This is a genomic window from Nocardioides szechwanensis, from assembly GCF_900103935.1.
Classification (GTDB): Bacteria; Actinomycetota; Actinomycetes; order Propionibacteriales; family Nocardioidaceae; genus Nocardioides; species Nocardioides szechwanensis.
On sequence record NZ_FNIC01000012.1, the window covers coordinates 42,358 to 55,264 of the forward strand.

Annotated in this window: 12 protein-coding genes and 1 tRNA gene; 8 read left to right on the plus strand and 5 right to left on the minus strand. The window is 70.2% G+C overall.

Annotated features, from left to right (window positions below; genetic code table 11):
- The first annotated feature begins 27 nt into the window (after positions 1-27).
- From BLR90_RS19880 to clpX, 7 genes are all read left to right on the plus strand, one after another.
- A tRNA-Pro gene (locus BLR90_RS19880) sits at positions 28-100 on the plus strand.
- Between the two features lie 37 nt (positions 101-137).
- Complete coding sequence (tig, locus tag BLR90_RS19885; protein ID WP_091026977.1) at positions 138-1,529, plus strand: trigger factor; 1,392 nt, start codon at positions 138-140, stop codon at positions 1,527-1,529.
- A gap of 102 nt (positions 1,530-1,631) precedes the next feature.
- Complete coding sequence (locus BLR90_RS19890; protein WP_170254420.1) at positions 1,632-2,834, plus strand: esterase/lipase family protein; 1,203 nt, start codon at positions 1,632-1,634, stop codon at positions 2,832-2,834.
- Positions 2,835-2,856: 22 nt separating this feature from the next.
- The gene (locus BLR90_RS19895; protein WP_091026979.1) at positions 2,857-3,330 is read left to right on the plus strand and encodes an SRPBCC family protein; all 474 of its coding nucleotides are present in this window, start codon (positions 2,857-2,859) and stop codon (positions 3,328-3,330) included.
- Positions 3,331-3,465: 135 nt separating this feature from the next.
- The gene (locus BLR90_RS19900; RefSeq protein WP_091027005.1) at positions 3,466-4,071 is read left to right on the plus strand and encodes an ATP-dependent Clp protease proteolytic subunit; all 606 of its coding nucleotides are present in this window, start codon (positions 3,466-3,468) and stop codon (positions 4,069-4,071) included.
- Between the two features lie 4 nt (positions 4,072-4,075).
- Entirely contained in the window at positions 4,076-4,696 is a 621-nt protein-coding gene (locus tag BLR90_RS19905) for an ATP-dependent Clp protease proteolytic subunit (protein WP_091026980.1), read from the plus strand.
- A gap of 126 nt (positions 4,697-4,822) precedes the next feature.
- Positions 4,823-6,103, plus strand: coding sequence for an ATP-dependent Clp protease ATP-binding subunit ClpX (gene clpX, locus BLR90_RS19910; protein WP_091026981.1), 1,281 nt, complete (start codon positions 4,823-4,825; stop codon positions 6,101-6,103).
- 3 nt (positions 6,104-6,106) lie between these two features.
- Here clpX and valS read toward each other — a convergent pair whose 3' ends face one another.
- Positions 6,107-8,719: a valine--tRNA ligase gene (valS, locus tag BLR90_RS19915; RefSeq protein ID WP_091026982.1), complete on the minus strand. Its 2,613-nt coding sequence runs from the start codon at positions 8,717-8,719 to the stop codon at positions 6,107-6,109.
- A 74-nt stretch (positions 8,720-8,793) separates the two neighbouring features.
- On the opposite strand from valS, the gene BLR90_RS19920 reads away from it, so the two are divergent.
- Entirely contained in the window at positions 8,794-9,681 is an 888-nt protein-coding gene (locus tag BLR90_RS19920) for a GNAT family N-acetyltransferase (protein ID WP_091026983.1), read from the plus strand.
- On the opposite strand, the gene BLR90_RS21190 is transcribed toward BLR90_RS19920, so the two are convergent.
- The 4 genes from BLR90_RS21190 to BLR90_RS19940 all read right to left on the minus strand — a co-directional run bounded on the left by BLR90_RS21190 (position 9,674) and on the right by BLR90_RS19940 (position 12,896).
- Entirely contained in the window at positions 9,674-10,744 is a 1,071-nt protein-coding gene (locus BLR90_RS21190; RefSeq protein ID WP_170254419.1) for a hypothetical protein, read from the minus strand. The genes BLR90_RS19920 and BLR90_RS21190 overlap by 8 nt on opposite strands.
- The gene (locus BLR90_RS19930; RefSeq protein ID WP_091026984.1) at positions 10,741-11,253 is read right to left on the minus strand and encodes a SigE family RNA polymerase sigma factor; all 513 of its coding nucleotides are present in this window, start codon (positions 11,251-11,253) and stop codon (positions 10,741-10,743) included. The genes BLR90_RS21190 and BLR90_RS19930 overlap by 4 nt, the downstream gene beginning before the upstream one ends.
- Positions 11,254-11,319: 66 nt before the next feature.
- A complete protein-coding gene (locus BLR90_RS19935) occupies positions 11,320-12,429 on the minus strand; it encodes an NAD(P)-dependent alcohol dehydrogenase (RefSeq protein WP_091026985.1) in 1,110 nt (369 codons plus the stop codon).
- Positions 12,426-12,896, minus strand: a complete 471-nt coding sequence (locus BLR90_RS19940) for a DUF4334 domain-containing protein (protein ID WP_091027006.1) — start codon at positions 12,894-12,896, stop codon at positions 12,426-12,428. The genes BLR90_RS19935 and BLR90_RS19940 overlap by 4 nt, the downstream gene beginning before the upstream one ends.
- Positions 12,897-12,907 lie beyond the last annotated feature (11 nt).

The window sequence follows — 12,907 nt, forward strand, 5'->3', positions numbered from 1 at the left end:
TTGACCACCAGATCACCCATGCATCAACGGGGCGTAGCGTAGTGGCTAGCGCGCCTGCTTTGGGAGCAGGAGACCGCAGGTTCGAGTCCTGTCGCCCCGACGCACGAACCACCATCAGAGATCAGAGGAGACCACCTGTGAAGAGCGCCGTCGAGACCTTGAGCCCGACCAGGGCCAAGCTGACCGTCGAGGTGCCCTTCGAGGAGCTCAAGCCGAGCCTCGACGCGGCCTACAAGAAGATCGCCCAGCAGATCAACATCCCGGGCTTCCGCAAGGGCAAGGTCCCGCCGATGGTCATCGACCGTCAGGTCGGCCGTGGCGCCGTGCTGGACGAGGCGATCAACGAGGTGCTGCCGCAGAAGTACATCGAGGCGCTCCAGGCCAACGACCTCACGCCCCTCGCGCAGCCCGACATCGAGGTGACCAAGTTCGAGGACAACGAGACCCTCGAGTTCACCGCCGAGGTCGACATCCGGCCCGAGATCACGCTGCCGTCGTACGAAGGCATCGAGGCGCAGGTCGAGGACGTCGAGGTCGCCGACAGTGACGTCGCCGAGCAGGTCGACGCCCTCCGTGAGCGCTTCGCGACCCTGAGCGACGTCGAGCGCCCCGCCGCCGACGGCGACTTCGTCGTGCTGGACCTCCAGGCCACCCGCGACGGTGAGGTCATCGAGGGCGCCGAGGTGACCGGCATGTCCTACCGCGTCGGCCGCGGCGGCATGATCGACGGCCTCGACGAGGCCCTCGCCGGCATGTCCTCCGGCGACGAGAAGACGTTCTCCTCCGAGCTCGTGGGCGGCGACCAGGTCGGCGAGCCCGTCGACGTGAAGGTCTCCGTCAGCCAGGTCCAGGAGCAGGAGCTGCCCGACCTCGACGACGACTTCGCCCAGCTGGCGTCGGAGTTCGACACCATCGAGGAGCTCCACGACGACGTGCGGGAGCGGCTCGGCCGGGGCAAGCGCCTCGAGCAGGCCGCCGCCGCGCGCGACGCCGTGCTCGAGGTCCTGCTCGAGCGCGTCGAGGTGCCGCTGCCCGAGACGATGGTCACCGACGAGCTCAACGCCCGCCGCCAGAACATTGAGCAGCAGCTCGGCCACGCCGGCATCCCGATGGACAAGTACCTCGAGGACGAGGGACAGACCATCGAGGAGTTCGAGGCCGACCTCGACCGCCGCGTCCGCGACGCCGTGGCCGCGCAGTTCATCCTCGACGAGGTGGCGAAGAAGGAGGAGATCGGAGTTGCTCAGGAGGAGCTCTCCGGTCACCTGGTGCGCCGGGCCCAGCAGTCGGGCCAGGACCCGCAGGAGTTCGCCAACCACATGTTCGAGCACAACCACATCCCCGAGATGGTGCAGGAGATCCTGCGCGGCAAGGCGCTCGCGACGATCGTCGAGACCGCCATCGTCAAGGACGCCTCCGGCAACGTGGTGGAGCTGAAGAACCTCCGGCCCGACGGCACGATCGGCGAGCCCGAGCCCGAGCCCGAGGCCGAGGTCGACTCCGAGACCGAGGAGCCCACGGAGGGCTGAGTTGCTCCCGTGACCTCAGGGGACTGACGACGCGGACCCTGTGCACCGATGCGCCAAGGCGTGTCGGTGCACAACTGTTCACTGGACCGATATGCTCCCCCGATGAACGCGCCCCTGTCCCCGCCCGCGAGCGCTGCGTCCGGCCCCGGCGTGATCGACGCCCTCTCCCTGCTCTCCGAGGTGGCCTCCGAGCTCGTCGTCAAGGGCGCCCGCGACACCCACTTCGCCGTGGCCGACCGGGTCGGCGGCGTCACCCGCCGCGCGACCGGCGGCACCTCCACGGTGCCCGGCCTGGTGCACCGCGGTGTCGCCGGCGCTGTCTACGGCGGGCTCTCGGCCGGCCTGCGGGCCGCGTCGGTCGGTCTCGACCGGCTCGGCGCCACCGGCGTCGGCCCCCGGCTGGAGGACAGCCCGCGCGGGCGGTTCGTGAGCTCGGCCGTCAACGGCCTGATCGGGGACCGGCTGGTCCACGAGCGGCCGCACCTCGCCATCTCGATGGGCGTCCGCGCCGAGGGTCGCGACGTCCACCTCTCGGAGGAGGGGCTTGCGAAGGCGTTCCCCGCCGCGACCGGTCGGCTCGTGGTCTTCCTGCACGGGCTCTGCGAGAACGAGTCCTACTGGAACTTCCACCGCGACCGCACCGGCACGACGTACGGCGAGGCGGTCGCCGCTCGCGGCTGGACCCCGGTGTTCCTGCGTGCCAACACCGGGCTGTCGCTGCGTGAGAACGGCGTGGCCCTGTCCGCGCTGATGCAGTGGGTCGTCGACGCGTGGCCGGTGCCGGTCGAGCGGGTCGCGATGGTCGGCCACTCGCTCGGTGGGCTGGTCATCCGCGCGTCCGGCGCGGTCGCGGCCGAGCCGCCGGAGTCCGGCCAGGCCTGGTCGCAGCACATCTCCGACGTGGTCACGCTCGGCACCCCGCACCTCGGCGCCCCCATCGCGTGGGGCATCGGCCACGGCGCGCGGGGGCTGTCCCGGCTGCCCGAGACCGCCGCTTTCGGGCGGTTCCTCGACTGGCGCTCGGTGGGAGTCCACGATCTGGTGGCCGGGCTCGCCGAGGACGTGCCGCCACTGCCGCACGCCAGCTACCGGTTGGTGATGGCGACCCTGACCGAGTCGCACCGCCACCCCGTGGGGCACTTCATCGGCGACTGGCTGGTGCGTCCCCACTCCGCCCAGGGCCACGACAAGCGCGGCGGCCGGCTGTTCCCGGGCGCCGAGACCCTCCACGTCGGCCGCTCCGACCACTTCGGCCTGCTCAACCACCCCAAGATCCACGCCGCCATGGAGCGTTGGTTCGCCTGACGCCGTCTGCGATCATCGCCTCGTGACTTCCCAGGCCGCGCGCGAGCTGCGCGCAGAGACGACCGTCGCCGCACCCCCCGAGAAGGTCTGGGCGCTGCTCACCGACTTCAGCCGGATGCCCGAGTGGAGCCCCGAGCTGGTGCGGATGGTCCCGCTCAAGCCGGGCGGGCTCCGCGTGGGGCAGGCCTACCTCGGCGTCAACAGGCGCAAGGCCGTGGTCTGGCCGACCCGGTCCGTGGTCGCCGTGCTCGAGCCGGGCCGTGCCCTCGCGTGGGACACGCGGTCGAGCGGGGCGCGCTGGATCTGGGAGATCTCTCCTGAGGGCGACGGCTCCACCCGGGTCGTGCACCGGCGGCCCGTGCCGGAGTCGCTCACCCTGATGAGCCGGTTGTTCGCGCCGGTGTTCCTGGGCGGCAACGACGGCCACGCCGGCGAGCTCGAGCACGGGATGGCGGAGACCGTGGCCCGGCTCAAGGCTGCGGCCGAGTCCGCCTGAGCCGACTCGGGGCACGGCGTAAATCTGCTGTCGGCGAACAGGGGCGGAATGCCCGTGGAACTGTCCCTGCTTCGGGCTAGTGTCGGCGACGTGAACCTGAACCCCAGCCTCTCCTCCGAGCCCGCCGGACCCCTGATGGGCGGCGGCGGCGGGCTCAACGTCCTGGACGACCACATCTACCAGCGGTTGCTGCGTGAGCGGATCGTGTTCCTCGGCTCCGAGGTCCGCGACCAGAACGCCAACGCGATCTGCGCCCAGCTGCTGCTGCTCTCGGCGGAGGACCCGGAGACGGACATCTTCCTCCACATCAACAGCCCCGGTGGCTCGGTCGACGCCGGCATGGCGATCTACGACACCATGAACTACATCCCCAACGACGTCGCGACGGTGGGCATGGGCCTGGCCGCCTCGATGGGGCAGTTCCTGCTCTGCGCCGGCGCCAAGGGCAAGCGCTACGCGCTGCCGCACGCGCGGATCATGATGCACCAACCCTCCTCGGGCATGGGTGGCTCCGCCTCCGACATCAAGATCCAGGCGCAGCAGTCGCTGCACATCAAGAAGGTGCTGCTCGAGCTCATCGCCGAGCACACCGGCCAGACGGTCGAGCAGATCGAGAACGACGCCGATCGCGACCGCTGGTTCACCGCCGAGCAGGCACTCGAGTACGGCCTGGTCGACCAGGTCATCAAGAGCGCTCGTGAAGCCGCCGACGATGGCCGCCCGGCGCGGCAGAAGGACTGATCACATGAACTACTACATCCCCCAGTGGGAAGAGCGCACGTCCTACGGCTTCCGGCGGATCGACCCCTACGCCAAGCTGTTCGAGGAGCGGATCATCTTCCTCGGCACGCCGATCTCCGACGACATCGCCAACGCCGTCATGGCGCAGCTGATGTGCCTGGAGTCGATGAACCCCGACCAGGACATCCAGATCTACATCAACAGCCCCGGTGGCTCGTTCACCGCGCTGACGGCGATCTACGACACGATGCGCTTCATCACCCCCGACGTGCAGACCGTGTGCCTGGGCCAGGCCGCCTCGGCGGCCGCGATCCTGCTCGCGGCCGGCGCCCCCGGCAAGCGGATGGCGCTGCCCAACAGCCGGATCCTGATCCACCAGCCCTACACCGAGGGCACGTTCGGCCAGACCTCCGACATCGAGATCCAGGCCAACGAGATCCTCCGGATGCGCGAGCTCCTCGAGAAGATGATCGCCGAGCACTCCGGCCGGTCGATCGAGGAGGTCAGCCGCGACATCGAGCGCGACAAGATCCTCACCGCCGAGCAGGCGATCGAGTACGGCCTGATCGACACCGTGCTCGACTCCCGCAAGGCCTCCACCCTCGCTCTGACCTCGCAACACTGACCTGACCAGGCGGTCAGACTTGTCCCTAGGAACTCGTGTCCGTCCCCCCGCTGGGGGCGTCAAGATGTACCTTCGGGTGAGTTTGCATCGTGGCACTCGCTCAACAGCGTCGAAGGAGATGACCCCGTGGCACGCATCGGTGACGGAGGTGACCTGCTGAAGTGTTCTTTCTGCGGAAAGAGCCAGAAGCAGGTGAAGAAGCTGATCGCCGGTCCGGGCGTCTACATCTGTGACGAGTGCATCGACCTGTGCAACGAGATCATCGAGGAGGAGCTCAGCGAGGGCACCGAGGTCAGCCTCGACGAGCTGCCCAAGCCGAAGGAGATCTTCGACTTCCTCAACTCCTACGTCATCGGCCAGGAGCAGGCGAAGAAGTCGCTGGCCGTGGCGGTCTACAACCACTACAAGCGGGTCCAGGCCGGCCTCCAGCCGGTGGCGGGCAAGCACACCAAGGACGAGGTCGTCGAGGTCGCCAAGAGCAACATCCTGGTGATCGGCCCGACCGGCTGCGGCAAGACCTACCTCGCGCAGACGCTCGCGCGGATGCTCAACGTGCCGTTCGCGATCGCCGACGCCACCGCCCTCACCGAGGCGGGCTACGTCGGCGAGGACGTCGAGAACATCCTGCTCAAGCTGATCCAGGCCGCCGACTACGACGTCAAGAAGGCCGAGACGGGCATCATCTATATCGACGAGATCGACAAGGTGGCCCGCAAGGCGGAGAACCCCTCGATCACCCGCGACGTCTCCGGTGAGGGCGTCCAGCAGGCGCTGCTCAAGATCATCGAGGGCACCACCGCCTCGGTGCCGCCGCAGGGTGGGCGCAAGCACCCGCACCAGGAGTTCATCCAGATCGACACCACCAACATCCTGTTCGTGGTGGGCGGCGCGTTCTCCGGCCTCGAGCACATCGTCGAGCAGCGCGTCGGCAAGAAGAACCTCGGCTTCACCGCCGAGGTCCGCACCGCGGCCGAGCGTGACGCCGAGGACCTCTTGTCCCAGGTCCGTCCCGAGGACCTCACCAAGTTCGGTCTGATCCCCGAGTTCATCGGCCGGCTGCCGCTGATCGCCAGCGTGACCAAGCTCGACCAGGCCGCGCTCGTCCAGATCCTCACCGAGCCGCGCAACGCCCTGGTCAAGCAGTACCAGAAGCTCTTCGAGCTCGACGGCGTCGAGCTGGAGTTCACCAAGGACGCCATCGAGGCCATCGCCGACCACGCCATGGAGCGTGGCACCGGTGCCCGCGGTCTGCGCGCGATCATCGAAGAGGTGCTGCTCCACGTCATGTTCGACGTGCCCTCGCGCGCCGACATCGCCAAGGTCATCGTGACCGGCGAGGTCGTCAACGACGACGTCGCGCCCACCCTCGTCCCCCGCGAGACCGAGAAGAAGAAGAAGTCGGCCTAGCGACTACTCCGTCGGGGCGAGCTCCGCGCTGACGCTCAGCTCGGTGGCGTCGGTCGCGGTGAACACGAGCTCGCCGGTGATCTTGCCCGACGAGCGCAGGTCGGCCTGGGCCAGCTCGGCCGCGCGGACGAGAACCTCGGGGCCGGAGATCTCCACGCGCGAGAGCTCCGCGCGCATCGACACCTTCGCCTGGGACTTGGCGCCCCGGATCCCGATCAGTGCCGCCGCCACGGCGTCGACCGCCACGGGGTCGAAGGCAGCGGCGGAGCCGAGCTCCGAGACCGCGGGCCAGGTGCTGCGGTGGATCGAGCCCGGCTGCCACCACGACCAGACCTCTTCGGTGACGTAGGGCAGGAAGGGCGCGAACAGGCGCAGCTGGACCTGGACGGCCAGCGCCAGGGTGGCGCGGGCCGACTCGGTCGCGGCCCCACCCTCCTCGCGGTAGGCGCGCTCCTTGACCAGCTCGACGTAGTCGTCGCAGAACTCCCAGAAGAACTTCTCGGTGACCTCGAGCGCGGTGGTGTAGTCGTAGGCCTCGAACGCGTCGGTGGCCTTGGTGACCACGGCGGCCAGCCGCCCGAGGAGGGCGCAGTCGATGGGCTCGGTGACCTCGACCGGGTTGACCGAGCTCGCGCCGACGCTCCCGAGCACGAACTTCGAGACGTTGAGGACCTTCATCGCCAGTCGGCGGCCGACCTTCATCTGGGTCTCGTCGAAGGGCGAGTCGAGGCCGGGGCGGGCGATCGCGGCGCGCCAGCGGACCGCGTCGGCGCCGTACTTGTCGAGGATCTCGGTCGGGACGACCACGTTGCCCTTGGACTTGGACATCTTCTTGCGGTCGGGGTCGACGATGAAGCCCGAGACGAGGGCGTGGCTCCACGGCGCGACGTGGTTCTCGAAGTGGGCGCGCACGACCCGCGAGAAGAGCCAGGTGCGGATGATGTCGTGGGCGTGGGTGCAGAGGTCCATCGGGAAGACCCGCTGCCACAGGTCGTCGTCGGACTCCCAGCCGCCGGCGATGTGGGGCGTGAGCGAGGAGGTGGCCCACGTGTCCATCACGTCGGGGTCGCCGAGGAACCCGCCGGGCTTGCCGCGCTGATCCTCGGTGTAGCCGCGCGGGGCCTGGGTCGAGGGGTCGACCGGCAGCTCGGCCTCGGTCGGGGTCAGCGGGTGGGCGTAGTCGGGCTCGCCCTCGTCGTTGAGGGGGTACCAGACAGGGAACGGGACGCCGAAGAACCGCTGGCGGGAGATCAGCCAGTCGCCGTTGAGCCCGCCGACCCAGTTGTCGTAGCGGTGGCGCATGTGGGTCGGCAGCCAGGTGATCTCGGCGCCGCGGTCGAGCATCTCGGTGCGCAGCGCGGTGTCGCGGCCGCCGTTGCGGATGTACCACTGGCGGGTCGCCACGATCTCGAGCGGCTTGTCGCCCTTCTCGTAGAAGTTGGCCATCCGCTGTGTCGGCACGGGCTCGCCGACCAGGTCGCCGCTCTCGCGCAGCGCCGCGACCATCGCCTCACGGGCGGAGAAGACGGTCTTGCCGGCGAGCTCGTCGTACGCCGCCGCGGCCTGCTCGCTCGACAGCCACTCCGGCGTCTCGCGGGTGAACCGACCGTCACGGCCGATGACGGTGCGCACGGGCAGGTCGAGCTCTCGCCACCAGGTGACGTCGGTGAGGTCGCCGAACGTGCAGCACATGGCGATGCCGGCGCCCTTGTCCATCTCGGCGGCGGGGTGGGCCACGACCGGGATCGGGACGCCGAAGACCGGCGAGGTGACCGTCGTACCGAAGAGGGGCTGGTAGCGCTCGTCGTCGGGGTGCGCGATCAGCGCGACCACGCTCGGGATCAGCTCGGGGCGGGTCGTCTCGATCGCGACCGGCTCGCCGTCAGCGCGGTGGAAGGTCACTCGGTGGTAGGCGCCGGCGTAGTCACGGGCCTCGAGCTCGGCCTGGGCGACGGCCGTCTGGAACGTGACGTCCCAGAGGGTCGGGGCGTCCTGGAGGTAGGCCTCGCCACGGGCGAAGTTGCGCAGGAAGGCGGTCTGGCTGACCTTCTGGGCGCGTGGGCCGATGGTCGTGTAGGTCTGCTCCCAGTCGACGGACAGGCCGAGCGTGCGCCACAGGGCCTCGAAGACCTGCTCGTCCTGCTCGACCAGCTGCTCGCACAGCTCGACGAAGTTGGGCCGTGAGATCGGGACCTGCTTCTTGGGGTCCGGCTTCTCCGGCGGGGTGAAGTCGGCGTCGTACGGCAGCGACGGGTCGCACCGGACGCCGTAGTAGTTCTGGACCCGGCGCTCGGTCGGGAGGCCGTTGTCGTCCCAGCCCATCGGGTAGAAGACCGACTTGCCGCGCATCCGCTGGAAGCGAGCGATCAGGTCGGTGTGGCTGTAGGAGAACACGTGACCGACGTGCAGGCTGCCGCTCACGGTGGGCGGCGGGGTGTCGATCGAGAAGACGTTGCTGCGCGGCTGGGTGCGGTCGAACGCGTAGGTCCGGTCGGCCTTCCACTGCGCCGACCACTTGTCCTCGAGACCCTCGAGCGCCGGCTTCTCCGGTACGACGACGGCACCGGTGTCGGTGCTCGTCGTGTCCGGGGCTGGGTTCTCGATAATCTCGGTCATGGACAAATCCTAGTGGGGGTGGTCACCCGATTAAGTCGGTGGCCTCGACTGTGCCGGGCTCGTAGGTTGCGGGTGTGACCGACCTGCAGTTCTACCACGACCCGGCGGCGTTCCTGCGCGACGTCGGGGACGTCCTCGCCCAGGACCCCGTCGTGACCACCGTGGTGTCCACCGTGACCCAGCGGGTGGCCGCCGCGGACGAGCGTGGCGAGCCCCGCGGGGACCACCCGCAGTGGTGGGTCGCGGTCCGCGAGGACGGTGACGTCGTCGGCGTCGCGATGCGCACCGCGCCGTTCGGGCCCTACCCGCTCTACGTGCTGCCGATGCCGGAGCAGGGTGCCCGCGCGCTCGCCCGGGCGCTGCACGAGCGCGAGGAGGAGGTGGCCGCGGTCAACGGTGCGCTGCCGGCCACCGAGCACTTCGCCCACGAGGTGGCGAGACTCTCCGGGGGCACCGCCCGGGTGCACGAGCACATGCGCCTGTGGGAGGCCTCCGAGGTGGCGGTGCCCGACCTGCCGCCCGGACTGCTGCGCGCCGCGCGGGCCGAGGACGTCGACCTGGCGGTCACCTGGTGGAACGCGTTCGGCGCCGACGCCGCCGAGCAGGCAGGTCGTCCCGGCGAGGTGCACGGTGGCGAGGGGATCGACGCCGACGAGATGGTCCGGCGCATCGAGGACGGCCTGGTCTGGCTGTGGGAGGACGAGGCCGGCCAGGTGGTCCACCTGACCGCGCACAACCCGCCGGCGTACGGCGTGGCCCGGGTCGGCCCGGTCTACACGCCGCGTGACGCGCGCGGCCACGGATACGCGAGCGCCACGGTGGCGGCGGTGACGCAGCGGATCCTCGACCAGGGCGTGCGCGCCTGCCTGTTCACCGACCAGGCCAACCCCACGTCCAACAAGATCTACGAGGCGGTCGGCTACCGGCCCGTGGTCGACATGGCCAACCTGCAGATCACCTAGGCGAGACGCGGCCGCCGAGCGCTTCTCGGATGGCGGCCTCGGCCGCGTCGCTCGGCTGCCAGTAGCCCTGTGCCCCGGTGAAGCCTCCGGAGCAGCGGTCGTCGACGTACGCCGCGCGGTCGCCCTCGTCGTTGGTCAGCACCAGCAGCCGCTGGGGGCCGGTGTCGGTACACATGGACGGCTCGGGCTCGGGTCCGACCCTGGCGTCGAGGTCGTCTCGGATGGTCGCCAGGGTCTGCTCGTGGAGCTTGCCCTCGGTGGCGCGGTACTCGACGCCGCCCAACGGGTCGGCGACGTAGCAGACCATCCCGTCCGTGGCGGAGGCGATGTCGAAGGACGCGTTCCAGGTGTCGGCGCCCTCGGCGAGCCGATCGCCGTCGGGGCAGCTCGGGCCGTCAGCGCCGGGCGTGAGGTCGGCGGCCTGCTGGCGCTCGAGGTTGCCGACAAGGGCCGCGATCACCTGGTCGACGCCCTTCGGCGTGGTCGCGATGTCGACGGAGCTGCACATCCGCATGGTGCTACCCACGACGGTCGGGCCGCCGTCCGCGGACTCGATGAGGAGCGCCCACGGGCTGGGGCCGAGATTGATAGTGGCGCAAAAGAACGGCATCTCGTAGGGCGGCAGGGCCGCTACGTCTTCGGCGAAGGCGGCCGCGGCGTCGCCGGTGAGGGGCTGTGTCGGCAGGGGCTCGGGGTCGACGGGGAGCGCCCCTCCCTGTTCCCAGGTAGCCGGGCAGCTGCGCACGGACACGACGTCGCCCAGGTCGCCGATCGGCGCCGCCGCAGTCACGTCGATGGGCTCCGCGGGGCACGGGGCGGCGGTGATCACCGGTGGGGGAGAGGCGACCTCGACCGGGCCGTCGTCGCCGCCGAGGGCGAGCGGTACGCCGACCGCGAGGGCCAGCACGGCCGCCGCGGCGCCGGCGACCAGGCCCCGGTCGCGGCGGCGCGCCGCCCGTCCACGCCGTACGACGGCAGCGGTGCGGGAGGCGGCGTCGACGTCGGGCGAGCCGGGCGCGGCCCGGTCCAGGAGTTCGCGCAGGCGGGCGTCGGGGTCGGTCATGACGGGTCTCCTTCGGCGAACAGGGGAGAGGTACGCAGGGCGGCGAGCGCCCGGGAGGTCTGGCTCTTGACCGTGCCAACGCTGATGCCCAGCGCCTCGGCGGTCTGCTGCTCGGTCAGGTCGTCGAAGTAGCGCAGGACGACCACGGCGCGCTGCCCCCGCGGGAGCAGGTCGAGCGCGGCGAGCACGTCGCGACGTACCTCCACGCCGGCGGCCTCGCCGACGCCGGCGGGTGCGGTGTCGGGCAGGTCGCCCGTGGAGACCTCGCCGTTCCAGCGGCGCCGCCACCAGTCGGTGTAGGTCGTGGCCATCGCGGCGCGCACGTAGGACTCGACGGCCTCGCGGCGGGCGATGGATTCCCAGCGACGCCAGGTCTTCACGAGCGCGGTCTGCAGCAGGTCCTCCGCGCGCTGGCGATCACCGGTCAGCAGGTAGGCGCTGCGCCACAGCGCCGCGGACCGCGCGGCGACGAACTCCTCGAAGTCAGTCACTGCGGTCGGTCTGCTCATCGTCCGAGCCTCGCTCATGGGCCACCCCTTCACCCGTCACGACGAGGTGGGGTCACCCGATGGTTGTCACCAGACCAGGACCGGCTTGACGACCTTCCCGGTGGAGACGTCGCTGACGGCGGTGTTGATCTGCGCGAACGGGTAGCTGACCATCAGGTCGTCCACGTCGAACTTCCCGGCCTGGTGCAGCGCGATCAGCCGCGGCACCATCTCGAGCGGGTCGGAGTCGCCCTCGACGCTGCCCCGGATGACCTTGCCGTTCTGCATGATGTCGATCGCGTCGACCGGGAACTCCGGTGCACCGAGGCCCAGGATCACCAGCTCGCCGCGGACGCCGAGCGCCTGGGCGGCCTGCTTGATCACCTCGGGTACGGCGGTCGTGTCGATCGCGCCGGTCGTCCCGCCGCCGGTCAGCTCCTTGATCCGGTCGACCACGGGGCTGCCCAGCCCGGTGTCCTCGAGCTCGCTGGGGTTGACGCCGATCGCGCCGTACCGCGCCGCGACGTCGAGCCGGCTCTGCATGAGGTCGACCGCGATGATGGTGCCGACGCCTTGGGACTTCGCGGCCGCGATCGCCGCGAGGCCGACCGCGCCGCAGCCGTAGACCGCCAGGCTGTCCTCGGGCCCCGACTGCAGGACGTTGAGCACCGCGCCGGCGCCGGTCTGGAACCCGCAGCCGTAGGGGGCGATCTTGGTCAGGTCGAGCGACTTGTCGACCACGACCACGTTGTCGGCGTACGCGACGGCGTGCTGGGAGAAGCTGGACTGGCCGAAGAACGAGCCGAAGACCGTGGCGCCGTCCTTGGTGTAGGTCGTGGACCCGTCCATCCGCATGCCCATGTAGTTGATCATCAGGCTGGACTCGCAGTAGCCGATCTGCCCGGCCTGGCACCGCCCGCAGGCACGGCACGAGCGCAGGCTCAGTACGACGTGGTCGCCGACCGCGATGCCCTTCACATCGGCACCGACCTCCTCGACGACGCCGGCCCCCTCGTGGCCGAAGACGTTGGGGAACATCTCCGGCGGCAGCATCGTGCGCATCGTGATGTCGGTGTGGCACAGGCCGGTCGCCACGATCCGGACGAGGACCTCGTCGGCGCGCGGACCGTCGAGGTCGACCTCCTCGAACGTGAAGTCCTGTCCCTGCTCGTTGATGATCGCCACCGTGGTCTTCACACGTCACGCTCCAGCCAGAAGTAGTAGAGGTCCGAGATCCCGAAGGCCGAGTCCAGCTTGCCGTTCATGATGCCCATGAGGGTCGCGTCGTCGACCTTCTTGAAGTGGTCCAGGACGGGCATCTTGTCGTAGACCATCGTGGCCGTGGTCTCGCCGCGGAAGGCGACCTCCCACAGCGACGCCTCGCCCCCACCGCCGGCCTCGAGGTTGGAGTAGAGCTCCCCGTCGGCGTTGCGGCAGACCAGCGGCTGGGCGTCGAGCGGGCCGTTGAAGGCCTTCCCGTGCCAGCGCACCTTCGTCAGCACGGTGCTCGCGACGTGGCCGGTCGCGAAGTCGCCACCGCGCCAGGGGCCGAGGACCTCGTCGACCGTCACGGTGGACAGGTCCGACCACAGGTCGTCGAGCTCCTCGGGCGTGGCGGCCTCGGCCGACCGCAGGTCGTCGAAGCGCTGTTTCACGTCAGTCACGCCCGTCACCC